Raw genomic sequence first — 24,916 nt, forward strand, 5'->3', positions numbered from 1 at the left:
TTCGTAATTCAAGTCAAAAATCGAAATCGGTTTCGACAAAGATATTGTTACTTAAATTTCTATTTTTGTAAAGACATAATTTTGAATTTTTTTACATTTGATATTTCGGAATATTTCTCATCGTTAAAATATCCGTTTGACTTGTTTCGGCAATAAGAATAGACTTGAAATAACTGATTTTTTTCTTCACTCTATTCAAAAAAACTCACAAATAACCGCTCTACTACAGTCTTTTCCCCATATTCCAACTATTAAGCGGAGGGTGGCTTATATTACATATGAATATCAAAATGATTGCCGAAATGGCAGGCGTTTCTGTCTCGACCGTTTCGAAAATTATGAACAATTACAGCGATGTTTCCGAAAAGACCAAGCAAAGGGTTTTGGAGATCATCGAACAAACCGGATATTCACCTTCCAACTCCGCCAAGACACTCGCAACTAAGAAGTCGAATCTGATCGGGGTTATTTTCGCTGGCGAGCTTAATGTCGAATTTACGCATCCCTTTTTCGTAGAAGTGCTAAATTCCTTTAAGAAGCAGATGGGAGTTCTGGGCTACGATCTCATTTTCTTTTCCAACGAGAAATTTATCAGTAGCGGTGATTACTTCGCCCGATCTGTTCATTTTAATGTGGATGGATGTGTCATTATTTCTGGACAAAAGATGGAGCCTACCATCCGCGATCTGGATATGAGCAGCATCCCTTGTATTGGGGTAGATCTCGAGCTAAAGGGGAAAAAATCCGGTTTTGTGATGTCGGATAACTTTCAGGTTTCATCCAAGGTTGTGGAGCATTTTTATCTACTCGGCTATAGAGAGCTTGGATTCATTGGAAGTACCGCTGATTCGGATATCTCCAACCTGCGGGAATCAGGATATGTCAAAGCCATTGAAAGCTTCGGCCTCACTTTAAACCGTCAGTGGTTTGTTCATGGCGATGATTTCTTTGAGCCTAGCGGCTATGCAGCCATGCAGCAATTAATTCAGACCGGAAATTTACCAAAAGCCATTTTTGCGGCTTCTGATATGCTGGCTCTTGGAGCGATCCGGGCTTTGAAAGAACACGGTCTCCGTGTTCCTGAAGATATTGCCATTATCGGGTGTGACGACATTGAAGCCTGCAAATATACCAGTCCAAAACTGTCGACCATCCGCCAGAACAAAGAACGTCTTGGTATCCTCGCTGCCCGTATGCTCTATGATTTGATTCACAATCAGTCAGGTGGCGGTTCATTCGTGGTAGAGCCCGTACTTGTTGTACGTGAATCCTGTGGAAGTCTATTGAACGCTTAAAGAACAATACAAATGATTACATAGAGCAACACAAGTAGCGCCGTCAGTTGATTACTCAGCTGATGGCGCTGCTTCGTTTCTAATTTTTATTCCATCGTAAATGTATATTGAGGTGAATCGTACTGCGGACCGGATTTCTCGTAGGTGAACCAATACTTCAAGCTCTGACCGGAGCTAATTCCATTAACCGTGTATTCCCAGGCTGCTCCATTCAACGTCATGCGCAAGTTAAGCTGCTGGCCGTTATTAATTGTATAGTGAACATCCACATAGAGCGCGGAAGTAGTTGGGGTAAAAGAAATTTTGGCAGCAGTCGTCCCCGTCTTCGTAACCAGCACACTATAATCTGGCGTAGTGATCACCCCGCCACCTCCGCCACTGCTGTCTGTTGTCACAGTTACGGCATTACTAGCACTAGACTCATTACCCGCCGCGTCTTTGGCTTTTACTGTAAAGGTGTAAGCTGTATTTGATGATAAACCACTTACCGTCGCTGTGGTTCCATTCACAGGAAGAGAACCCCCGCTGTAATAGATGGTATAACCTGTCACACCCACATTATCGGTGGAAGCTGACCAGGACAGAGATACGCTACTAGATGTCTTGCTGGTAGAAGCAAGATTCGCTGGAGCTGTAGGAGGCGACGTATCACCTCCGCCACCGTTCCCAGTGTTGAAGCTGTTGGCTGGAACTGTAACACTTGTACCGTCAGAGAAAGTAACTGTCTTCTCAGCATTGGTATAGTTGTATGCAACGTAGGTCTTCACTCCACCTTTGTTAAACACCGCTGCTGTTGGGGAGTTAGCTGTTATCGCCCCATCCGCATTCCCCATCGCATCCAGATTGTAAATCCAGTGATACGTATTCGCTTTGGAGTTGCCCCCCTCTGTTCCCCCTGATCCTTCAGGGGCTCCGGTAACCATCGAGCCGATTCCTGAACTGAACTGAGCCTTAGCATCCGCTGGATTTGATATTGCCCTGTACATCCAGATCAGATCTCTCCACATATCCCAGTTACTGCCGCCATTCTCCGCAAGCATGGCATTGTAATTTTTGTTAGTATAGCTTGGATAATGAGTCAGATATAGTGATCCACCTGTAATCGGCAACCAGTTAATACCGTGCACCTGCTCTGGATTAGCGGTGAACCATGTTCCGTTAGCACCTTTGCCGCCCCAAATCATCGTTACAACTGAAGGTGTGTAAGAAACCGGATGAGTATTGTCCTGAACGTCAAACCAATAATCGTTAATTGCATTCATTTCTGTAGTGTAAAGATAGATGCCGAGGTCACGAATGGTTGTATTATCTGTAGCTTCCCCCCATAAAATCAATCCTGTCCAAGCATTCATCGCTTCAGATGAAGACTCGTTATTGTTGCCATCATCAAATTTGGCATGACCCGAAGCCCAGGAATGTCCTGCATACGGATCAAAGTTACGCAGAAATGGGAACATCGTATCACTGCGATCCCAATTTGCGATGTCGCGGATCAGCAGGTTCACCATTGGCGCATTGTTGGCCGCCCAAGTCTTATCGGTACGTGCCACCTCTGCGGCTGCTTTGATGAAATAACCGTAATGGAAATGATGATCATTCAGCTCATCCGCACTTCCGAAACTGGCCGGATAGCCAATCAAGGTGCCCCAATTATTGTTGTAATAAAAAAGATTCTCACTTTTCAGATTTCCGCTGCTATTGCTCGCCTTTAGCCAATCTTGTAATCGGCTCTTGATTTCACCCCGGAACTGGTTCGCTGCAGTGGTATCTCCTACCTGATCTGCTATGGGTGCCAGGACCGCTAACTTGCCCAATCTTTTGCCTAAGATATAGGTGTCAGTGCCACCGGTGTAAGTTAAGGCTTCCTCTTCATTCACATAACTACCTAGCGTTGTTTTGTTGTAGCTTCCTTTATCAGGAAGAGAGGGCAATACACCTGTAAACTTCATATTAGTAGTAAAAGAAGTGCCTTCCCCAGTCTTCATCGTGCCACGTACGGAGTTATAAGTGTAGGGTAGTAAAGTTTGTGTCGTATTCTTCCATTGGTGTGGATAGAGGGCGTAAATAGTGCCGTTTTGGCTGCCTTCCTTGGCTGTTGTGGTGTAAGTAAAGGTAGTGGATACCTCGCTGCTCGCAGCGTTATAGGAGTAATTGATCTTAGAGTCGGTAACGTGGGAGTATGCGTACTGCTTGAATTTATTTAGCGTTGCCACCGTATTATCGGGGAGCACCGCTATCGAAAAATAGTTTTTTCCATTCAGATTGTTCGTCAAAGCAGTCGTCCCGATTCCGGACCAGGTGCTACCTGTCGGACCGAACAGTGCATAATGTGCACCTTCCATTGTAATTCCTAGTACCGGGCTAGTCGCGGTTCCGGACCATATAGTTGGTGGAGTGTAAAACTTCAGGACGGGATTTCCGCCTCCATAAGTGTAGTAAATAAATGGCGAACCATGGCCGTAAGTTGCTGTCATGGAGCTTGAACCATTTTGATAAATCGCTTTCACAAACCAGTCATTAAAACCATCTACTTTGGCATCGGGAAACGTTGCTGAAGCAGAATGGCCTACGGTAAAATCATGAATGTCATTCATCCAACCAGCAATAGCGGCTTCATTCGCAGTAATCCGATTACCGGGATAATAAATCCGCATTCCATCACTTTGATTCTTGAGTGCCAGTGGATGCGGGAATTGTGCATTGGAATACTGCGTCCAAGCAAGGCTGCTCCACCAGTCATTCGTCGGCATTTTCCCAGTTACATTACTAGTCTTGTAGATCTGAGATTGTACATCCACAGCACCCGGTGGTAGCACCGTCGAATAACTTCCTGCGCCTAGTGGTACCTCACCGGAAAAAGCATGGCCTATGCCCGGCAGCATGTTAAGCAAAAGAAGGAATACTAATCCAAATCGAAACCTATGTTTCATTTTGAAACCCTCCTTAAGGAATGGGATTGAAAGCGAATTTCGTAAAAATAGGCGATAAAACCCTCGGAATTCGAAAATCACTGAGAGATAATCCGTTTTTATCGAAATCGCTTTCGATGATATTATGTCCCATCCTCTTTAGCATTTCAATACATATTTTTCTGATTTTGGATATTTTTTTAATAAGGAGTAGGATTCCCAACCTGCTCATCTAAGTTCAGCTCTACAAGTTGACCCGCCTGTGTCAAGCCAGCACCAAAGCCATACATCAGAATCTTTTGCCCATTCTGTACTTTGCCCTCGCGAATCCCCAAATCAAGGGCTAAGGGAATTGTGGCAGCAGAAGTGTTCCCAAAATTCACAAGACTGTACAGCACTTGCTCCATCGGATAGTTCATTCGTTCGCAAATCGGCTCAATCATCCGCATATTCGCGCTGTGCGGAATAAACCAGTCTACTTGCTCCAGACTCACTTTCGCTTTTTCAAGCAGCTGCTGTACACCTTGAGGAACCGTTCTGACTGCCCAGCGAAATACCTCGCGACCATTCTGTACCAGCATTTGAGTATCTACTAATTCAATATTGTTTACAGTGTGGGCTAGACCTGTGCGATACACATGATGCGCCCCACCGCCATCACTAGCTAGATGAAAGCCCAAAAATCCCGTCGATTGCTCATCAATCTCCACAAGCACTGCTCCGGCTCCATCCCCAAAAAGGATACATGTACTGCGATCGGTGTAATCTGTAATCTTGGAGATCGTATCCGCACCAATAACCAGAACCTTACGGTGCATCCCTGATGCAACATAGCTATGAGCCGTATGAAGTGCATATACAAAACCCGCGCACGCTGCACTCAAATCCATAGCTCCAGCTGTCTGCGGAATATTTAAGCGATTTTGAATCAAAGAAGCTACAGAGGGAAATGAAAAATCAGGTGTACTAGTAGCTACTAGGACCATATCCACATCCTGAACGATTTTTCCATAACGTTTCATTAGATCCTGCACTGCGGCTACACATAAATCACTCGTGTATTCATCCTGTCGACTAATTCTGCGTTCACGAATTCCAGTCCGCTGAACAATCCACTCATTATTAGTATCCACCATCTGCTCTAGATCAGCATTAGTCAGTCTTCTTTCCGGGACATAAGTTCCGATAGCTGTAATTTTTGCACCTGCCATTCAAATCACCTCTTCTTTTAGCATCTGATATTAGCACTTGGTACTAATTATAACTCTACGCTTGCTATAAAGTAAAGAAAGCCGGTAAAGCATCATTGCTTCCCGGCACTCTCAATCCACTTTCGAACACACTTAAGTACGTTTTACATTGCGGTGTTTTCTTTTTCTGATGAAAAGTATTATCGTAGTAATTATAACCACCACTAGGATGATTAACACGATCACAATATTCCATACATTCGGCACATAAACCTGCATTTTGATCGGCTCTGTATCCCCCAGCGTAACATTCCAGGTAAGTGTTCTGCCTTCCTCAACAGTTGCATTATTTTCACCAAATAGATCTATAGGCAACGTTAGTTTAAAATCAAATGCCAAGTTCTTCAAAACCGCCTGGATAATCGGCTTCGATAGACTCAGCGTCCCCATATTATCCATGATGGTATCCATGTAGCTATTAAATTTAGGCTGCGCCTCAACGTCATATCTGGTATACAACCAATTCTCTTTAGTATTCAGCTGTAGATTCACAATATCCAGCCCCATAGAGGTTGAACTTATATCCCCAAATGAAGTGTAATTTTTCTGGATTTGATAAACTGTAGACTTTCCTTCTTGTCTTTTTTCTAGCTGAATCCCTTCATCCTTCAGTTTGTCTGTCAGGCTTTTCTCCATTTTATCGCTGATCAATGCTTCAGTACGGGAATCCAATTTCACATTCATTGTCAGATCTACGCTTTGATTTTTATTCACCGTGACGTGAACCGTACCATTAGAGCATCCCGATATAAGTATAATCATTAAGAGCAGTGCTAGGATCGACAAACCTCTCCATTTCAACAGCATTTCCCTCAAACCCTTCAGTAGTATGTATTTATAAAACAGCTCCCCATGTTATAAAGGCTAACTCATTTATACCTTTGAATCAAATTTAATATGAATAAAAAAAGAGGTTATCTCAAAAGTAATAAATTCTACTCATGAGGTAGCCTCTTTCTCCAAAAATACAAGAACAAAATCGCTGCCTGTATTCTATTCAGCCCCTTATATGGTTAGAGAGGCTCTTCTTTTGCCACCTCTGTGGATAGAGGCATTCTCTTCGCTTTTTAAAGTATCCGCCTGACGGAGAACTTTTCTCCCCCTCCAACGCATAAGAACTAGCATGCCCCTCACAAATTCATCAGCTATCATACAGCAGTAGATCCCGGTAAGCCCCCAGCCTAAGCTGATTCCAAACCAATAGGAACAGCCTACACCAATGATGGACATAGATACGATAGAAGTATACATCGTATAACGAGTATCCCCGATGGCGTTCAGCGAATTACCCATGGCCATATTCAGCATTTTGCAAGGCTGCAGCAGGAGATTTAGAGCCAACAGGGAAATCCCGATAGCAATTATCCGCGGGTCGGAAGTGAAATAACCTAACAGATTCCTGCCGAAAAGAAAAAGCAGTAACATGTTCGCTGTTACAATGGCCAAGCCGATATACAGTGTGCGATATGCACTACGGTAAGCCTCTTTCAGTTTGCCTGCCCCGAACAAATGCGCGATCTGTATCTGTCCGGCTAGCGCGATTGCATACCCTAACGTGAAGCAAAAGGACTCTAAGGTATTGAGATAAGTCCGTGCTGCTAACGCTTCAGCTCCCAGTGCGGCTAGAAAGGAATACACAATCAGCTGAGAGAACACCCAGCAGGAAGAATTAATTCCAAGTGGCCAAGCAATCTTTATAATTTCCTTGAATAGCTTACCGTTGAATATACGGAAATCCCTAAGTCTAATCTTAATCTCGAAGGAACCTCTAAACATGGTATACAGCATGATCACTCCGACCAGTCTACTGATGATACTTGAGATCGCAATTCCTGCAAGTCCTAGCTGTGGCAGACCGAACATCCCGAATATAAAGGTATAGTTCAGAATAATATGGATGACATTTATAATGATCCCTGTGTACATCGGTCCTCTAGTATTCCCTGTATTACGGATCGCTGTGCCTAGGGAAGCAATCATCCCAACCAAAAACAGACCGCCGCCGACATACGAGATATAGACATTGGACAGTAATAATAGCTCAGGCGATATATTTAGAATTCCCGCTATTGGACCCGCATAGAAGAACAGTATGATACTCACGACAATACCAAGTATGAGACTAACCGATACGCCCATAATTGCAATCGTACGCGCTTCACCGAAACGCTTTGAACCCATTCTCTGCGCGATCAGGATACCCGCCCCGCCCGCAAAGGTGGTAAAGAGTGTGGTCAACGCACCGAACAATTGATTGGAAATGCCGACTACGGCGACTGCATCGTCAGAAATACGGCTGACCATCAACGTATCCACCGTACCTAGCAGGGTCTGAAGAAATACCTCTATAAATATAGGCCAAGCCAATACCCATAGTCCAAAGCCCTGTCTTTCTTTTTTCACTAAACAAACCCTCCTCTTAAACCAAACATACAGACTGGACCTGAGAAACAGCATGTTTTTTTCTTTAGGTCAGAATAAATTATAGATGATATACTTTTAGTGGTGGTACAGATTTCAAACCTATAATTTCATTATTCCAACCTCATAAAAGGAGGTACCCCCATGAACATTTTGAATTTCACCGTCCCGCCAATGCTCTACTATATCGTTAGTGGATTGCACACCTTCTCACCAGGTCATTACCACATGAGCCGCCACAATATCAGGGTATTCGACTTGCTTGTAGTCAAGCAGGGTTGCTTATATATGAGTGAAGGAGGTCTCACCTTTCAGGTACGGGCAGGTCAGGCACTGCTTCTTCGTCCAGATAGCCATCATTTCAGTACGGACAGCTGCAAGGAACCCACCTCTTATTATTGGCTGCATTTTCAGACAGTAGGCGATTGGAATATCTCTGAGGCTACGACTACAGCACTAGAGACAGAAAACGGCAGATTGGAGCACCCACTTCATTCTGACGAATTTAATATACGCACTTTTACCTTACGCCTGCCCCAATATACCACTCTGCTACAACCATCAAAGATGGAAGAACTGCTCTCGCAGCTCAATCAACTAGTTCCTAATTCCCATTTGAGCGATACTCCATTTCAGCAGCAGTTGCTATTCCAAGAGGTTCTTCAGCAGTTAACCGCCTCCCTGAGCCATGAACGCCCCTCACCTTCCAAAATATGTGCAGAGCAAGCTGCCTCCTATTTGCGCAGCCATTTCCGTGAGCACATCACAGCACAGCAGCTAGGGGAGAACCTGAACTTTCACCCTGTATATATCGCTCGCTGCATGAAGAAGGAGTACGGCTGTGCACCAATGGATTACCTGCTGCACTACCGGATTCAGCAGAGTAAACTGTTGCTGATGCAGACCAGTTATACGATCGCCCGGATCGCCGAGGAGGTCGGCTTCAACCAGGCGCCTTACTTCAGCTCCAGCTTCGTCCGCATTGAGGGAACCACTCCGCGGGAATTCCGCCAGCGCTTCTCGTAATCCCCTAGAATACAAAATGTTATGCAAGTGCTAGCTATACTATTGAATAAATCACTAATACAAACAAAAGCATCTGCCATTCCATCAAAGGAGTGGCAGATGCTTTGTTTGAAAACTAATGATGATTCAACTTTCTGATCTTTCGGACTTATATGCCGCTATTCTTTAATTTATCTATAACCACATCAATTTCAGCAATCGTCGTATACCGTCCCACACTAAATCGAACCGCTCCCTGCCCAATACTCGCAGAGACATTCATAGCCCTTAAAACAGGCGAAATCAACGTTTCACCAGAATGACATGCCGATCCTGTAGAGGCCGCCACATCTTCCAGTGAATCAATGATCTCATGACCCACTGCTCCAAGAAAACTAACGCTAAGAGTGTTAGGCAATCGCTTATGCATGTGGCCGTTCAGGTGAATCTTGTCGCCAAAAGTCTCCTGTAGTCTTTCATAGAAATAATCTGTAACTTGCTTCACACGTTCTCTGGAAGTGGAATCCGCAGCTAGCTCACAAGCTTTTCCTAAGCCAATAATGTAGGGTGTGTTTTCGGTTCCCGCTCGTCTCCCCTGCTCGTGCCCCGCTCCGTGAATCAAAGGTTCGATGTGAATGCCATCTCGGATAAAAAGTGCTCCAATACCTTTCGGCGCATATAATTTATGGCCTGCCAGCGTTAGAAAATCCACTCCTAAATCAGCCACATCGAGCACTACTTTTCCAGCGGACTGTGAAGCATCGGTGTGAACAAGAACACCCCGTTCGTGGCAAACCTCGGCTATTTCCTTGATCGGCTGGATCGTACCTGTTTCGTTGTTAGAGTGCATAATGGAGACCAGTATAGTTTGGTCCGTAAGCTGCTTTTTCACATCGTCTACATGCACCATTCCGTACGAGTCAACAGGTACATAAGTAATCGTATAGCCCATCTGCTCCAGATACTGACAGGGTTTAATCACCGCCGGATGCTCCACAGCAGACAGGATAATGTGATTGCCTCTATGTCGATACGTTTGGGCGACGCCCTTAATGACCGTATTATTCGATTCGCTGCCCCCGCTTGTAAAAAGCACCTCTCCCGGCGCACAATTCAAGAAATCAGCCACCTGTGTTCTTGCCTGCTCTATTCCGAGTTTAGCTTCTCGCCCCAAAGAATGACTGCTTGAGGGATTCCCAAAATGACCATAAAGATAAGGAATCATAACCTCTGCTACTTCTTTATCTACAGGCGTTGTAGCGTTGTAATCTAAGTAGATCATATGGTTACGCCAAACCTCCCTTAACCCCTCATACATTACGACTGGCTAAGAAAGAGCGCACCGCAATCTCAGCTTCATCCATATTGTTCACCTTAAAGGTAACCTTCTCGATTTCATCATACTGATTGGACGAATAGTCATATTTAGGATCATAGTAGTATTCTAACAACAGCGCCACAGCCTCCCCGAACAAATCGGCTTGCAAGCACCGCTCGATTTCTACCGCAATGGGGATATGAATCCGGGATTTGATACGCCGAAACGCTGAGATGCACTGCTCCTTGTATTCTTCCGGTCGGTAGTCCTCAAGGATTTGCTGCACTCTGGCTTGCAAAGGTAGTTCAATCCAAATCTGCGTTCCGGTCTCTTTTTGCTCAGCCATGAATGGGGGCATCACTACCTTACCAATCTTTTTACTCTCCGCTTCAAAAAGTACATAAGGAGCATCCTCGATCTTAATTAACTCCTCCAAAAGAAGGCTATCGAACGTTTTCTGATTGTTTGCATGAAGTCCGATCTCACCAAAGATAGAACCGCGATGACCAGCCATCCCTTCCAAATCTAGAACAGGATAACCCTGTGCCTTCAGGCGGTGCAGCAGGTTTGTTTTGCCTGTACCGGTATTTCCATGAATCACAAAAGACTTCGGTTTGAAATCATACGTTTCCAGTTCGTCGAGTACCCATTTACGGTAAGCTTTATAGCCGCCAATCAGTCGGTAAGCGTGAATATCCATTAAAGAGAGTACCGTCGCTGTTGTACGGCTACGCATACCTCCCCTCCAGCAAAACACAGCCTTGTCTCCTTGAATCGCAGCGAATTCTTTAACAAAGGAAGGTAGCTTCGCCGCAGCAATTTCCAAACCGCGTTCTTTAGCAGCCTGAACACTTGTCTGTTTATACAAGGTACCTACTTCAGCCCGTTCTTCATCATCAAAAAAAGGAATATTCAGACTATCCGGCAGTGTCGAATCTTTATATTCAGAAGGAGATCGAACGTCGATAACCGTGATCTGCTTCTTGTTCTTTAACACTCTTAGTTCTTCCAGTGTAATATCCTGAAACAATGCGCTCTCTCCTCTGGTAGCTAACTTCTTAGGTTGCCTCTAAGCTGGACTCAATCGTTATTGCGCTGCTATAACTGCAATCTGACCCGGATGGTCTTCCGTTACCTCTCCGATCAATGCTGCCTCTACACCAGCATCTACTAACTCTTTTAACAAGTCTTCACTTTGTTCAGGAGCAATAGAGATCAGCAGTCCGCCAGAAGTTACAGCGTCACACAGAATATAACGGCTCAATTGGTCCATTTCTTCCGGATACAGAATGCTGCCTTCTAAATGGGCAAAGTTATTCTTAGTGCCGCCTGGAACAAATCCTTGTTCCGCGAGTTCTCTAACTCTCGGAAGCATAGGTACGGATGCTTGACGAATTATCAGTCCGTGGTTGCTCCCCTTTGCCATTTCCGAAGCATGTCCCAGCAGCCCAAATCCAGTAACATCTGTACAAGCATGTACATTATAAGGCTCCATAATCTCAGCCGCTTTTTTATTCAGTGTAGACATTACTGTCGTAAGGCGTGTGGTTTCTTCAGGGGATAGCTGATCCTTTTTAATAGAAGTCGTTAAGATGCCCACACCGATAGGTTTTGTCAAAATCAGCTTGTCCCCCACCTGCGCACCCGCATTGGTTCTTACTTTGTCCGGATGCACAAGGCCCGTAACGGCCAATCCAAATTTAGGCTCCTTATCATCGATGGAATGTCCACCTACAAGCGTCGCTCCTGCTTCCTGCACTTTATCCGCTGCACCGCGCAAAATGTCACCGAGAATGCTTTTGTCCAGAACAGAGATAGGAAAAGCCACAATATTAAGCACCGTAAGCGGCTTTCCGCCCATAGCATAAATATCACTTAACGCATTGGCTGCTGCAATTTGACCAAAGGAATAAGGGTCGTCCACGATCGGCGTGAAAAAATCAACAGTTTGCACCAACGCTAGATCATCACTTAAACGGTATACCCCTGCGTCATCACTGGTATCCAGACCTACAAGTAGATCCGGGTTAGGAACGGTTGGTGGCAGACTGCGAATAACCTGCATGAGATCGGCAGGACCGATTTTGCAACCGCAGCCCCCTTTTGAAGATAATGAAGTCAATTTTATGGTTTCGGCTTGAGACATCATGACTCAGCTCCTTTAATAGAAATGTCGAATATCTTTAATCTTACATCAGTTGACAGCATTGTACAAAATACAAAGCTACTGATTTGATTTCATTATGCTATAATTGGAACCTTGATAGTAGTATCAAAGGCTAAGGCTGGCTCATTCGTAGAATTCAATACCTTTGAGCCAGCCTTTAGTTTGATATCCAGTACTTTAGGGAAAACCTCCCTATAATTCATCGATAATCGCTCGAAAATGAGGTCTTTAGGTAAATCCTCCCTATAAATTAGGGTAAATACCCGTTTATGGCTAAATACATCCTACTTATAAGGAGATTTTCCCTATATCATGTTCTAGAAGACATAACCTTTAATACTTTAGGGAGGTTTTCCCTATAGTTCTATACAAAAGGGCGTCCCACAGCCTGTTCATTCTTCCCGGCTATGGGGACGCCCTCTTTTCTCGTATAAACGCCCGTCGTCAATCCTCCAATAGATCAACTAATCTGCTGAGTTCCCTGCTGCTTCTCCAAAAACCGCTGAAGAATATCATTAAATTTCTCCGGCTGACACAGATTACTAGGATCTAATGCGTTAGGAATAATCGCTAACTGAGCTTGTGGTAACTGAGACACCATATCCTTCATACAGTTTACTCCAAATTCACTAAAGTCACCGACAATACATAACGCAGGACGCTTAAAAGACTTTAAGCATCTAGTGTAATCCACATGGCTCGTAGCCAGCCTTTGCCGATACAATTCCCGTGGACGTTTCTCCAGAAGTCCTCTTCTAATCTCGTTATAAGCAAGGTTCCAACGTTCTCGGTACATCATACGAATCGAAGGTAACACCAGCTCACTTGGAGCGTAATACATTAACCAACTACAATAAGCAGCCATAAGCTGGATTTTACCTATAATGGTCGACGCTTGACTTCTACAGAAACTATCCACGATAACAATTGCTTTTACCCGCTCAGGATATTGTTTCGCAATATGTTGAACAACCAGACCACCATAGGCGATCCCGACAAAAACCGCTTCGCGGATGCCCAAATCATTCAATAGCATAATCAGATCTAGACATTGAGTTTCAATAATCTCGTTTGGGGCCTGCAGCAGTTCACCTGACTTGCCATTCCCCCGTAAATCGCACAGAATCACTTTATATTTATCAGAAAAATACTCCAGCTGCGGCTTGAACATAGTATGTGTTAATCCATGTCCATGGATAAACACAACCGGAGTCCCTGTACCATTAATTTCATAATAGAGCGAAGTTCCATTCAGTTTAGCAATAGGCAAAGTTAACACCTCTTTCATAAATAGGTTCTACAACTATATCTGCTTTTGAACGCAGCAAAAAACCACAGAGGGATTCTCTGTGGCTATTCATCTTCAAATACGCCATTCATCCTCTCTCCATACGCTTACGAGGTTAGCTGTCGGATTCGGGCAGTGAGAGTTGCCCTACCTGCATGGATGCATTACTATGCACCTGTAACAGGATTCACCCCATAACTAGTACCGACTGTCATATCGATTTCCAGTTGTTGGTTCCCCCGCTTTCCTTAACGGAAATTAAGCGGATTTCTTATGTAATTATCGGTTATGTGATGAATCATACCCCGTGTAAGGTTTCCTTGTAAAGGATGGATCTGGGCAAAATAATGTGGAATGCAGTGCTTTTCATTTCATATTGTGTAAACTCGTCATTCTCTCTTTCTTTTGCTCTTGTTTACTCGCTATATCAAGAAGAGACGACAACCGTTTCTCGTAGAAATATAAGGATTTTTATAGTTGCGCAGCATATAAATTCTAATATTTTAAAAAAAGCCGAGCGGTCTTCAGAGATCAATCCCTGAACCACTCGGCTCCTTCATACAATCATGCGGCTACAAAAGATCGGCGTTTTTCAATGCATGCTCCCAGCTCGGAAAAAAGAACAGCGCACTTCTCATGAGGTCAGGGTCGCTTTGCTTCACTTGTTTTTTGCTGATCGAGCTTCCGTCGGTTTGAAGCTTTTTGATGCGACTTAACACTTCATCAGCCTCCAAAGGAATTTCCATTGAAACACTCCTTTCTCAGTGACCTGTTTCCAATCATTTTCTCCATAATATGCAAATTTATTCTTCATTTTTGATTTCGACGGATCAAACTAGCTGAGAGATCGGTTGTTCAGCAATGAAACAGGTAGGAATCATGGGGTATTTCTCTGCTAGGATTTCAGCAAAATATTTCATCCCTGGGGCTTCACTCTCCGCATGACCCAACATGATCAAAGCTTTCGATCTTCCTTGGTGCACTGCATCCCTCGCATATTCCAGGGTTTCCCACTCGGGTCCCTCGCCAGCAATAATTAAATCAAGATTGTGCTGATTAAAAAGAGGAATAGCCATCGTCCCGCCCCCTCTGTAACCTACTAATATCCCCACATATCTGCATGTCCGAGATAGATCGCCGGCAACACGTACATAGGAGATGCCTAGCTTTCTTTTTATATACTGAGCCGCTTCACTTACTGTCATGGCGGGAATCGTTAGGATTGTAGCAGCGGGTTGCTGCTCATCCACATAGGCTGACCACTCAAGTTCTCGCAGCAAACCCACCATGATTCCATCCGGTTTATGCCGATGCCAATAATCATGATAACGAAAAATAGCCATTTCGGATCGCTTGATCAAACTCATTTTCGCGCGATAAACAGGGTCATCCTCTAGCCACTTGCTCGTCTCATGATGACTGTAAAACACACCTTCATGCGTGATCAGCAAATTAGCACCTATAGCGATAGCTCGTTCCACAACATATTGCGTAGCGCAGAACGCAGTAACAATCCCTGTAATCTCAGTTTCTGGATTGCCCGGCTTAAGAGTCTCCACAGTCCCATCTATCTGTTCCTCAGTTCCCATTAAATCTTCCAGAATCGTTCTAATCGTGGTAATCACTGTAATCATCCTTTTGAGTTCCATTCTCCTGATCTACCAACAGAAAAATTAACACCAATCTTTTTTTCATGCACAAGCATAAACGCCTTCGGCGTCCATATAAGGACGGTAAGCGTTTATGCGAGAAATATAAGGATAATTTATAACGTGGAACATATAAATTCTTATATTTTGAAAAAAAACACCGATGAATGATGTCATCCTAGTCAGGATCCCATCATACGATCGATGTCAGTTCTCAAGTTTATAGCTCTACCTTGCGGAGTGATTGTTGGGATGATTGTTTGGGTGACTTTTTCTCTGTCCACATCGGTATGATTTGTGGAGCAGCAATTCCAATCAGAACAACGAAAATTCCAACCCAGCGAAGCAGGGATACTTCTTCTTGCAGGACTAACACGGAGGCTACTACAGCTGCCGGCAACTCCGCCGCACCAAGAATCGTTCCCAGACCTGAACCCAATTTCGGAACACCAATAGAAAAGAAAAGCACAGGAATAACTATACCAAGCAGCCCTAAAGGAAGACCGTACTTCCAAAGTCCATCTGTAAGCGCTCCGTCATAAATAAAGGAAGGCGAAAAAACAACCATAATAATAATCATTGCACTTGTAGTCATATACAAGCTTTTATTCACAGCAGGTACCTGCGTAGCCACTCTCCCACTGACAAAAATATAAAAGGCAAACGACACCGCAGACATTAAACCGAAAACAATACCACTCGTAGTCATTTCACCGACACTAGGTTCTAGAATCCCCCCAGCTAACACTGTTCCTATCAGAAGGATAACCATCGAAATACATTTCTCTCGACTTGGCAATTTTCTATCTACAACAGCCTCCAGAATCACACCAATCCAAGTAAATTGGAATAAGAGAACGATCGCAATCGAAGCAGGTAATTGTTCAACGGCAAACCCATAGAAAATACCCGTCATACTAATGGTAATCCCCGCGCTTAATAACGAAAGACCTACCTTTAACCCCAATTTTTTTCGAGAAAACAATACAACTAACAGCAGCAGCATGCACCATCCAAAAAAGTATTGCGACCCGACCAATTGCTGCATTCTAAATCCATCATTCATTCCAAGCTTGACGATCGTGGAGAGCGATCCATAACTACATGCACCTATAAATACTAGTAAAGCATATTTGATCAACTTCATATTCATTGTAAACCTCTTTCCTTCCTATTGAACAATCCTATTGAACAGTCCAAATAACATAATAAAGCCCCTTGTCATCGAAATGACAAGGGGCGACTGAAACCAAAGAATACATCTTTGACAAAATTCCGCCACTCCATCCACAGGATAGAGTTTGGTTTATTCACTTATAACAACACGAATTATAATATGACAAATCACACAGGGTGTCAACTTGAAATGTTTACACATTTAATTCATTTCAGTTATATTTCAAACTCTTCCGTCGAATTTGAAAGACCACCATTCTGTACACCACTATTATTGGCCACAGCAAGAACATACACCTTATATTTGACACCTTTAACAATTGAATCTCCGTTAACATCCCTTGTCGCAGTGAATATTGAAGGATTCGTTCCGTTAGGGGTCACCGACGTATAATACGAGGATTTCACCCCAATAGCATCCGCCGAACCAAACCCTTGTTTGGACGGAACCACCAATACTCGGTATTCTAAAATATTGGTCTCATTGGCTGATTTATCGAAACTGATCAGGATTCTACCATTGTCCTCTTTATACGTTACATTTGTTACAGAGATCACTGGGCTCTTGGTCGTCGACAACGTAATGGCCGACGACTCCCAGGACAATGCATTTGGACCCGAAAAATTCCCACTACCGATAGATAGCACATACACTTTATAGCTGGTTCCATCCTTTATCAAAGTGCCACGTACATCTCTTGCTGAAGAGTCTAATACTTGACTGGTACTGTTTCCTGATGTACTTACCAAAGTGTAGTTGGAACTGGATACATTATTCGCTTCGGATAAGCTAAAGCTGCTGTAATATGACGTAGGCACCACCATAATTCGGTATTGGTTAATGTACGTTTCATCTGTGGCATGGCTAAACGACACCTTCAAATCTCGGCCATCGCCATAGTCGTTAACATCGCTAACACTCAAGTTTGTAACGGCTTTTACGCTAGAATCATTCAACAAAGTAATGACCGATGAAGCGGAAGAGAGTACATTCGAATCCCAATAAATCCCGCTTCCGATGGACAACACATACACTCTATAGCTAGTTCCATTCTTAATCAAAGCTCCGAGAACGTCTCTAGTTGACGAAGTCAGACTGGTAGAAGACCCAGATGTACTCACCGATGTATAGTTGCTACTTGATACATTATTCGCTTCGGCTAGACTAAAGCTACTGTAATAGGATGTGGGTACTACCATAATCCGATACTGGCTAATATAGGTTTCGTCCGTCGGATGAGTGAAGGACACTCTCAGATCTCGGCCATCACCATAGTCGTTAACATCGCTGACACTCAAGTTTGAGACGATACTCACACTAGAATCATTCAACAACGTAATGACCGATGAAGGTGACGAAAGTACATTGCCTCCAGTATTACTGCCACTTCCAATAGATAAGATATATACTTTATAGTTGACTCCATTCTTTATCAAAGCTCCACGTACATCTCTGGTTGACGAAGTCAATACTTGATTGGTTGTTGTTCCAGTTGTACTCACCGCTGTATAGTAGGCACTGGATACATTATTAGCTTCGGCTAAACTAAAGCTACTGTAATATGACGTCGGAACTACCATGATTCGGTACTGGCTAATGTAGGTTTCGTCCGTCGCATGAGTAAATGACACCCTCAAATCTCGGCCATCATTATAGTTGTTAACGTCGCTAACACTTAAGTTAGAAATACCTATGCTGGACAGCATAATTGCAGATGAAACAGAAGACAACACATTATTAGCTGAATTACTGCTGTCAATCGCCATGACAAACACTCTGTAGCTGACGCCTGTTTTAACAAGAGCTCCGTCCACATCTTTGGCTCCTGAAGATAAAATTTGGGTAATATTATTCCCCGTCTTGCTGACTAGCGTGTAATTAGCACTGGATACATTATTTGCTGTCGCTAAATTAAAATTTGAATAATTAGTAGCTTTGACAACGAATATCCGATAAGAACTTATCTTCGACTCATCTGACAGCTTATTGAAGCTTACCGATAAATCTCTTCCATCGCCATAATCACTTATATCATTTACTTGTACATTATTGATTACTGCTACAGTCTTATTCACTAGTGTCATAGTAGAGGACCCACTAGAAAGTGCACTGGCATTACTTCCTTTGCCAACCGTCAAGACATAAGCCACATATCCTTGATTACTCTTAATTAAATCACCATCAACAGTCCTCGAAGCAGACGTCAATTTAATCGAAGGATTAGTACCTGTTGGTAATACAGTAGAATAATTGTAAGAGGCTATCGTTTGTGCGGACGACAAGTTGAGAATATTCCCTGATTTCACAATCAGAACACGGTAATGATCCACTAATGACTCATTTGCCGCTCGAGTGAAGCTAGCCTGAAGATCACGACCATCACCGAAATCACTTACATCCTGCGCTACTACGTTGGATACTGGGCCTGCATTTCCAACGTTCGAGGCTGAAGTCGTTATAGTTACAACTTGTGTCTTGGGGTTCCATCCCACTTCATGGCCCAGTGCTTCACTGACGAACCTTGTTGGGACCATTGTTCTCCCCTTCAGATTCAAACCAGGCACGTCTAGAGTTACAGCCTTATTGTTAATGGTGGCTGTCTTTGAGCCAATCTTTAACATAATCGTTGTATCATCTTTAGTTGCAGTTACAGTTTGTGCTTTTTGATTCCACTTGATGGTGGCATTAAAGGCTTCAAAAATAGCCCGCAACGGCACCATCGTCCGCCCATTCACCATCACTGGTGCTTGATCTGTAGACAATCGAACCCCGTCAATAATAATACTGATCGGAGTAGCAGCCTTCACAGAAGATTGAAACATCATCGGAAAGACTACTAAAACTACTAAAATTGAAATCCATAACTTCTTCACAGATCCACCCTCCTGGAATGACGAATACATTTTTTACCTACTCATTTGACGCTTCTAACTATACAAAAGTTTCATGATTAATAGGTTACAAAAAAATAATCTAGACCCCCATCAATCCATGATGGAAGACGAGCTAAGCACTCAGAGAAAAAAAAGAGAGAGCGGTATTACGAGGCCACTGAAAAAGTTCTTTCTAGATCATACATTTAAGGAGTCAGTCGTAACTACGGAGAATATTTGGACTTCCGGCCGCTGTTGTCTCCAGATTTCCTGAATTGTACCGCTGTTAGCGGTTAGAATCCGGAGACAAAGGCGGTCGCTATCGCTCCTCCAGTTCCAAATTTCCCCTTCGCTACGCCCCTCTAATGTTTTTAAGTTCAAGTTTATAAAGGCGCCTTTTGGAGGCCCATGAAAACTCCATTCCAGGACACCCATCCTCGATCTTTTCGAGGATGGGTGTCCTGTTTTGCTGTATAATGATTGTATTAATTTCAGGTGGTGTCTCGGATGATTTCAAACCAACAATCCCTTAACCTCAGTCCATTTATGGCTATTTACGATATCGTCGTACCTAAAGATAATATGCTACGACAAATAAATGACCTCGTAGATTTTTCCTTTGTTCATGAAGAATTACAGAATAAATATTGCCTGGATAATGGTCGCAATGCCGTGCCATTGTTTGAAGCATCGAACTAGATCTTTATTAGAAAAGCGAATTCAGATTTTCGTGGATCAAATTTAATCATAACTACTGTAGAATCATTCACTCTATAAATGTCATAGTTGCCAGGATAATTCCGCCTTGTGATATTCCGATTAACTTAGCAAACTCAATTTGATTATAGTTATGTATCTTTCTAAGTCTTTTACGTTTTCTCCAATGACATTCAAAAAAATACCCCTCCATGAATACGAATTGTGTCAAAGGTTGTTACAGAGATTTTTCAATGTTTTTTCCCGCCTATCTTCTCTTTATTTTCTTATAAAAGATAACTCACTAAAAAAATAAAAACAAAAAAATCCCGATGTACCAAGGCTTTCAGACACATCGGGACTGACTTTGTTGTGACAAAACTACGTTCCAAATCGGTGACAATCTGAATTACAACTCACAGCGAATGTGTTTATTTACGATCTATCCCCTGTAGAAAGATAAAAATAACTGTCCTCGACCGCAAAACCCGACTTCCCTACTCCCACCTGCCCTCAACCCTATTTCTGAGATAATAATTAGTGTCCTCTCACGTGAGGTAAAACAGGCTGAAAACTGGAATTAAACTGGGTCAATTGTGAACGAAAAGAGATAATAATTGGTGTCCTGCAAAACCAGGGGAAGGGCTGGGGAAAGATCGATGATAGGAAATGAATCGAGTGAAAGATCGGTGAAAACCGAGTCAATAATCGGAGAAATCCTTGCTATGACTGAGTTTATGATTGAATGAATAATTGAGGAAAAGATTGAGAAGGGCTTTATAAAATAGAGAAAAAGACTGGAGGTTTGATCGGGGTTTAGCCAACCAGTTTCCAGTCTTTGGTGAGTTGAGGACAGTTATTTGAGTGAAAGACAGTTATTTAGGGGCGGAGACAGGAATTATTGTTTGATTAAATCCCCGCTGTCTCATTCCCTCAAACAGCAAAATCGTCGCCGCCATCGCTGCATTCAGCGATTCAGCTCTGCCTGCCATCGGGATAATGATACTCTTGTCCACAAGTCGCGCGGTTTCCGTTGAGATGCCCTTGCCCTCGCTGCCAATAAGCAGCCACTGGCTGCCGTGAAAATCGTGTGTATAGCAAGATTCTTCTCCTTGTAGCGAAGTGCTCACCAGCAATGCCCCGCGTTCCCGGGCCTGTGGCAAAATCTCACTTAAATCTCCCTCCACCACCGGGAGATGGAACATCGAACCCATCGTGGAACGGATGGTCTTCGGGTTGTAGAGGTCGGCACAGCCTTGGCCGAGGATCACTCCATTTGCTCCCGCAGCATCCGCGCTGCGGATGATGGTGCCGACATTACCGGGGTCCTGAACCCCGTCCAGAACAACCACCAGACTATCTTTCTTCGCAAGGATAGCATCTACCGCCTGCTGTTCCTTCCGTACGATTGCGAACACCGGCTGCGGCGTATTGGTGCTGCTGCATTTCGAGATGATCGTCGCCGAGACGCCAATCACTTCCATGCCCTGAACGGACTGAAGAAGCCCCTTAAGTTCAGCGGGCATTCCTTTGTCGAGGTCATAAGCCAGACATTCCACATCTGCTTCAGCCAGCAGCGCTTCCTGTACCAGATGGACACCTTCTACGATATATTTACGAGCCTTGTCACGTTGCTTTTTCTCCTGCAGACCGGCCCACTCTTTAACCCGCGTATTTTGCGGAGACATGATTTCCATAAAGTCTTCCTTTCTTATGCCTTGCCATTTATTCTTGTTCTTACATCTTTGCTCTTTATCATTGTCTTTGTTCTTCTTCTCTTCTACTCCCCTATAAACCTGATGATTACGTTATGGAGAGGAAATTTAGAGCTGGAGGAGCGTAGCGTTCGCCCGAAAGCTTTACGTAGTAAAGCTCGCTTCGAAAGCATAAGCAGTCTCCAGATTTTATCCGCAGCAAGCGGTTCAAATCAAAAAATCTGGAGACAACAGCGACCGGAAGTCAAACTTTCCTCGCAATAACGCTTATCATCAGGCCCCCTCACCTACTGATACTCAATCTCCAACTTCGTCAAGTTGTCCTTATGCCCAACGATAACAAGGATATCTCCATCGACCAAGCGATCCTCTGCACGGGGGGAGATGTTCATCTCTTCACCTTGGCGAATAGCCATTACGTTACAGCCGTATTTTGCACGGATATCGAGCTCTTGTAGATTTTTCCCGAGCATCGATCCGGATACCTTCATGTCCAAAATACTATAATCAGGCGACAGCTCGATATAATCCAATATATTAGGCGAAGCCAAATGATGAGCAACCCGCATGCCCATATCCCGTTCAGGATAAATCACCTTGTCCGCACCAATTTTACCTAATACTTTGCCGTGGAGCTCACTTTTGGCTTTCGCGATAATTGCTGGCACACCAAGATCCTTCAGGATTAAAGTTGTCAGAATACTTGCTTGGATGTCCTCTCCAATAGCCACAACCACCACATCAAAATTGCGAATCCCAAGTGCGCGTAGCGCTTCCTCATCCGTTGAATCTGCAGATACGGCGTGTGTTACTATATTTGAAATCTCCTGTGTCCGCTGCTCGTCCGCATCAATCGCAAGTACGTCAAACCCCATACCGCTGAGCGCTCTTGCAACACTGGATCCGAAACGTCCCATGCCAATGATGGCATATTGTTTTTTGGCCATGTCTATATGTACCTCCCGTAGCATTTCTATATCTCAAACAGTATAGCATAAGCCAAGAAGAAACGTCATTGTCGTCCTTTATGGATGACAACCGTTTCTCGTAGAAATATAAGGATGATGTATAGTGTCAAACTTATACTATCTTATATTCGAACAAAAACTTGAATTTCCAGTACCTATACAGGGTACATTAAAACGAAGTGAATATCACTACATTTCAAAAAGGAGGTACTTTATGCCGGTTACTATTGACTTACGCCAGGCGATTATTCATAAAGTGCATGGGCAATCTGAAGAAGATTTGCGGCATATGATTGAAGGTTCTGTAGACGGACCGGAGGCAGCACTCCCAGGACTTGGCGCCGTATTCGAAATGATATGGAAGGATTTAGATACCGTTAAGCAAGATAATTTGGTTTCTATGCTGCATGATCACCTGGAGACGATTACTCCTGGGAATATCACTTTATAACTAGCCGCAACTAGTCAAAAACCTCCGCTTCTCCATGGCGAAACATCACCAATGGAGGCGGAGGTTTTTATTAACAATCAGGAAGATGTGGCTTCCTTACTATAGTAATGCTTTTGGAGCCATCTCCAGGAACTTAGCTGTCGGGTTCTTATCCATCGATGTCCGCATAGCATATTCATTCTCGAACAACACGACAAAATTGCCCTTCTTATCTGTAACCAGCGTAGAGTTAATACGGAACTTGCTCGCATCCGGCTTAGCATCATCTACGATCCAACGTGCGAACTGGTATGGCATACGCTGCAACTGAACATCAACACCATATTCACCCTTCATGCGGTACTCGAACACCTCAAACTGCAGCTGTCCAACTACGCCGAGCAAAATATCGTCAAAGTTAACCGTGCGGAACACCTGAATCATTCCCTCTTCGGTTAGCTGATCGACACCCTTTTGGAACTGCTTCGATTTCAAAGCATTTTTAATACTCACTTTAGCAAAAATCTCTGGTGAGAATGTTGGCAGCTCATCGAATTCCAAATCTCCAGCCTGACTCAGTGTATCTCCAATTCTAAAAATACCTGGATCAAACAACCCGATAATATCTCCCGGATAAGCTTCCTCTACGATATCACGGTCTTGCGCCAAGAATTGTTGCGGCTGGGCCAGCTTAATGTCCTTACCCGCACGTACATGCTTCACGCTCATACCCCGTTCGAACTTCCCAGACACAATACGCAGGAAAGCAATCCGGTCACGGTGAGCCGGGTTCATATTGGCTTGGATTTTGAACACATAGCCCGTGAACTTCTCATTCAATGGCTCTATCAAACCTGAAGTACTGCGGCGTGGTTCAGGCTTCGGTGCCAAATCCAAGAAATTATCGAGGAAGGTCTGTACGCCGAAATTGTTAATCGCACTACCAAAGAACACAGGCGTAAGTTCACCATTTAGTACTTTTTCATAGTCAAAAGCGTCGCCTGCTACATCCAGCAGCTCCAGATCCTGACACAGTTGATCATGCAGATAATCTCCAGCCATTTCACGAATGATTGGATCACGATATCCGTCAACCTTTTGTACCTTGATTACGGAGTGATCGTCACCTTGGAATAATTCTACCTGATTCTTCATCCGGTCATATACGCCGCATAGCTCACGTCCACTACCGATCGGCCAGTTCATAGGCACAGAGCGAATCCCCAGTACCTGCTCCAGCTCTTCCATTAGATCAAACGGACTGCGTCCTTCACGGTCCAGCTTGTTAATAAATGTAAAGATCGGAATCCCACGTTTAGCACAAACCTGAAACAGCTTGGTCGTTTGGGTTTCCACACCTTTTGCCACGTCAATAAGCATGACCGCACTATCAGCAGCTGTCAGTGTACGGTAGGTGTCCTCACTGAAATCTTGGTGACCCGGAGTATCCAAAATATTCACACGGTGATTCAAATAATCAAACTGCATCACAGAGGAAGTAACAGAAATCCCCCGCTGCTTCTCAATTTCCATCCAGTCACTCGTTGCATGCTTGTTCGCCTTACGGGCTTTAACCGTTCCCGCCAGACGGATGGCGCCACCAAATAACAGTAGTTTTTCCGTTAAAGTTGTTTTACCCGCATCCGGGTGGGAAATGATCGCAAAGGTTCTGCGTCTGTCCACTTCCTTTTGCAGCTTCTGATCTATTGCTTTGTTCATTAAATTTCGACAAGGATACTCCCACTTCTATAAATG

Annotated in this window: 18 protein-coding genes, 1 pseudogene and 1 riboswitch; of the genes and pseudogenes, 4 read left to right on the plus strand and 15 right to left on the minus strand. The window is 43.8% G+C overall.

What is annotated here, in order from left to right:
* The first annotated feature begins 278 nt into the window (after window positions 1-278).
* Complete coding sequence (locus tag MHH52_RS24775; protein ID WP_340004993.1) at window positions 279-1,295, plus strand: LacI family DNA-binding transcriptional regulator; 1,017 nt, start codon at window positions 279-281, stop codon at window positions 1,293-1,295.
* An 86-nt stretch (window positions 1,296-1,381) separates the two neighbouring features.
* On the opposite strand, the gene MHH52_RS24780 is transcribed toward MHH52_RS24775, so the two are convergent.
* The 4 genes from MHH52_RS24780 to MHH52_RS24795 form a co-directional block, all read right to left on the minus strand.
* Entirely contained in the window at window positions 1,382-4,177 is a 2,796-nt protein-coding gene (locus MHH52_RS24780; protein ID WP_340009818.1) for a glycosyl hydrolase, read from the minus strand.
* Window positions 4,178-4,404: 227 nt separating this feature from the next.
* The gene (locus tag MHH52_RS24785; RefSeq protein ID WP_340004995.1) at window positions 4,405-5,415 is read right to left on the minus strand and encodes a ketoacyl-ACP synthase III; all 1,011 of its coding nucleotides are present in this window, start codon (window positions 5,413-5,415) and stop codon (window positions 4,405-4,407) included.
* Window positions 5,416-5,547: 132 nt separating this feature from the next.
* Window positions 5,548-6,261 (minus strand): hypothetical protein, encoded by a 714-nt coding sequence (locus tag MHH52_RS24790; RefSeq protein ID WP_340004997.1) that lies wholly within the window; start codon window positions 6,259-6,261, stop codon window positions 5,548-5,550.
* Window positions 6,262-6,459: 198 nt separating this feature from the next.
* A complete protein-coding gene (locus tag MHH52_RS24795) occupies window positions 6,460-7,857 on the minus strand; it encodes an MATE family efflux transporter (protein WP_340004999.1) in 1,398 nt (465 codons plus the stop codon).
* Window positions 7,858-8,019: 162 nt separating this feature from the next.
* Between MHH52_RS24795 and MHH52_RS24800 the strand changes: the two genes are divergently transcribed.
* Complete coding sequence (locus tag MHH52_RS24800; RefSeq protein ID WP_340005001.1) at window positions 8,020-8,901, plus strand: AraC family transcriptional regulator; 882 nt, start codon at window positions 8,020-8,022, stop codon at window positions 8,899-8,901.
* 148 nt (window positions 8,902-9,049) lie between these two features.
* On the opposite strand, the gene MHH52_RS24805 is transcribed toward MHH52_RS24800, so the two are convergent.
* From MHH52_RS24805 to MHH52_RS24840, 8 genes are all read right to left on the minus strand, one after another.
* Entirely contained in the window at window positions 9,050-10,162 is a 1,113-nt protein-coding gene (locus tag MHH52_RS24805; RefSeq protein WP_340005003.1) for a cysteine desulfurase family protein, read from the minus strand.
* A gap of 28 nt (window positions 10,163-10,190) precedes the next feature.
* Window positions 10,191-11,228 carry a tRNA 2-selenouridine(34) synthase MnmH gene (mnmH, locus tag MHH52_RS24810; RefSeq protein ID WP_340005005.1) on the minus strand — a complete coding sequence of 346 codons (1,038 nt, stop codon included), beginning with the start codon at window positions 11,226-11,228 and terminating at the stop codon, window positions 10,191-10,193.
* Between the two features lie 57 nt (window positions 11,229-11,285).
* Window positions 11,286-12,344, minus strand: a complete 1,059-nt coding sequence (gene selD / locus MHH52_RS24815; protein WP_340009819.1) for a selenide, water dikinase SelD — start codon at window positions 12,342-12,344, stop codon at window positions 11,286-11,288.
* Window positions 12,345-12,825: 481 nt separating this feature from the next.
* Window positions 12,826-13,635: an alpha/beta hydrolase gene (locus MHH52_RS24820; protein ID WP_340005007.1), complete on the minus strand. Its 810-nt coding sequence runs from the start codon at window positions 13,633-13,635 to the stop codon at window positions 12,826-12,828.
* A gap of 106 nt (window positions 13,636-13,741) precedes the next feature.
* A riboswitch (cyclic di-AMP (ydaO/yuaA leader) is annotated at window positions 13,742-13,928 on the minus strand.
* Between the two features lie 297 nt (window positions 13,929-14,225).
* A complete protein-coding gene (locus tag MHH52_RS24825; RefSeq protein ID WP_170880375.1) occupies window positions 14,226-14,399 on the minus strand; it encodes a hypothetical protein in 174 nt (57 codons plus the stop codon).
* Window positions 14,400-14,483: 84 nt separating this feature from the next.
* The gene (locus MHH52_RS24830) at window positions 14,484-15,302 is read right to left on the minus strand and encodes a Nif3-like dinuclear metal center hexameric protein (protein ID WP_340005009.1); all 819 of its coding nucleotides are present in this window, start codon (window positions 15,300-15,302) and stop codon (window positions 14,484-14,486) included.
* Window positions 15,303-15,522: 220 nt separating this feature from the next.
* Window positions 15,523-16,449, minus strand: a complete 927-nt coding sequence (locus MHH52_RS24835; protein WP_340009821.1) for a DMT family transporter — start codon at window positions 16,447-16,449, stop codon at window positions 15,523-15,525.
* Window positions 16,450-16,694: 245 nt separating this feature from the next.
* Window positions 16,695-19,352: a copper amine oxidase N-terminal domain-containing protein gene (locus MHH52_RS24840; RefSeq protein WP_340005011.1), complete on the minus strand. Its 2,658-nt coding sequence runs from the start codon at window positions 19,350-19,352 to the stop codon at window positions 16,695-16,697.
* A gap of 507 nt (window positions 19,353-19,859) precedes the next feature.
* Between MHH52_RS24840 and MHH52_RS24845 the strand changes: the two are divergent.
* A pseudogene (locus MHH52_RS24845) lies at window positions 19,860-20,030 on the plus strand (IS5/IS1182 family transposase); the annotation flags it as partial.
* Between the two features lie 893 nt (window positions 20,031-20,923).
* On the opposite strand, the gene MHH52_RS24850 reads toward MHH52_RS24845, so the two are convergent.
* Both MHH52_RS24850 and MHH52_RS24855 read right to left on the minus strand, forming a co-directional pair.
* Window positions 20,924-21,745: an RNA methyltransferase gene (locus MHH52_RS24850; RefSeq protein ID WP_340005013.1), complete on the minus strand. Its 822-nt coding sequence runs from the start codon at window positions 21,743-21,745 to the stop codon at window positions 20,924-20,926.
* A 305-nt stretch (window positions 21,746-22,050) separates the two neighbouring features.
* Window positions 22,051-22,710, minus strand: coding sequence for a TrkA family potassium uptake protein (locus MHH52_RS24855; protein ID WP_313641800.1), 660 nt, complete (start codon window positions 22,708-22,710; stop codon window positions 22,051-22,053).
* 235 nt (window positions 22,711-22,945) lie between these two features.
* On the opposite strand from MHH52_RS24855, the gene MHH52_RS24860 reads away from it, so the two are divergent.
* Entirely contained in the window at window positions 22,946-23,182 is a 237-nt protein-coding gene (locus MHH52_RS24860) for a small acid-soluble spore protein SspI (protein WP_340005016.1), read from the plus strand.
* A gap of 99 nt (window positions 23,183-23,281) precedes the next feature.
* Here the strand turns inward: MHH52_RS24860 and MHH52_RS24865 are convergent, their stop codons facing one another.
* Window positions 23,282-24,880: a peptide chain release factor 3 gene (locus MHH52_RS24865; RefSeq protein ID WP_340005018.1), complete on the minus strand. Its 1,599-nt coding sequence runs from the start codon at window positions 24,878-24,880 to the stop codon at window positions 23,282-23,284.
* Window positions 24,881-24,916: the final 36 nt, after the last annotated feature.

It is taken from the genome of Paenibacillus sp. FSL K6-0276, from assembly GCF_037977235.1.
Lineage (GTDB): Bacteria > Bacillota > Bacilli > Paenibacillales > Paenibacillaceae > Paenibacillus_AQ.

Coding starts and splice junctions, on each gene's coding strand:
- MHH52_RS24830 (WP_340005009.1), bottom strand. CDS start 15,302: ATGGAACTCAAAAGGATGATTACAGTGATTACCACGATTAGAACGATT.
- MHH52_RS24775 (WP_340004993.1), top strand. CDS start 279: ATGAATATCAAAATGATTGCCGAAATGGCAGGCGTTTCTGTCTCGACC.
- MHH52_RS24865 (WP_340005018.1), bottom strand. CDS start 24,880: ATGAACAAAGCAATAGATCAGAAGCTGCAAAAGGAAGTGGACAGACGC.
- MHH52_RS24825 (WP_170880375.1), bottom strand. CDS start 14,399: ATGGAAATTCCTTTGGAGGCTGATGAAGTGTTAAGTCGCATCAAAAAG.
- MHH52_RS24850 (WP_340005013.1), bottom strand. CDS start 21,745: ATGGAAATCATGTCTCCGCAAAATACGCGGGTTAAAGAGTGGGCCGGT.
- MHH52_RS24800 (WP_340005001.1), top strand. CDS start 8,020: ATGAACATTTTGAATTTCACCGTCCCGCCAATGCTCTACTATATCGTT.
- MHH52_RS24780 (WP_340009818.1), bottom strand. CDS start 4,177: ATGCTGCCGGGCATAGGCCATGCTTTTTCCGGTGAGGTACCACTAGGC.
- MHH52_RS24855 (WP_313641800.1), bottom strand. CDS start 22,710: ATGGCCAAAAAACAATATGCCATCATTGGCATGGGACGTTTCGGATCC.
- MHH52_RS24790 (WP_340004997.1), bottom strand. CDS start 6,261: ATGCTGTTGAAATGGAGAGGTTTGTCGATCCTAGCACTGCTCTTAATG.
- MHH52_RS24805 (WP_340005003.1), bottom strand. CDS start 10,162: ATGATCTACTTAGATTACAACGCTACAACGCCTGTAGATAAAGAAGTA.
- MHH52_RS24860 (WP_340005016.1), top strand. CDS start 22,946: ATGCCGGTTACTATTGACTTACGCCAGGCGATTATTCATAAAGTGCAT.
- selD (WP_340009819.1), bottom strand. CDS start 12,344: ATGTCTCAAGCCGAAACCATAAAATTGACTTCATTATCTTCAAAAGGG.
- MHH52_RS24835 (WP_340009821.1), bottom strand. CDS start 16,449: ATGAAGTTGATCAAATATGCTTTACTAGTATTTATAGGTGCATGTAGT.
- MHH52_RS24785 (WP_340004995.1), bottom strand. CDS start 5,415: ATGGCAGGTGCAAAAATTACAGCTATCGGAACTTATGTCCCGGAAAGA.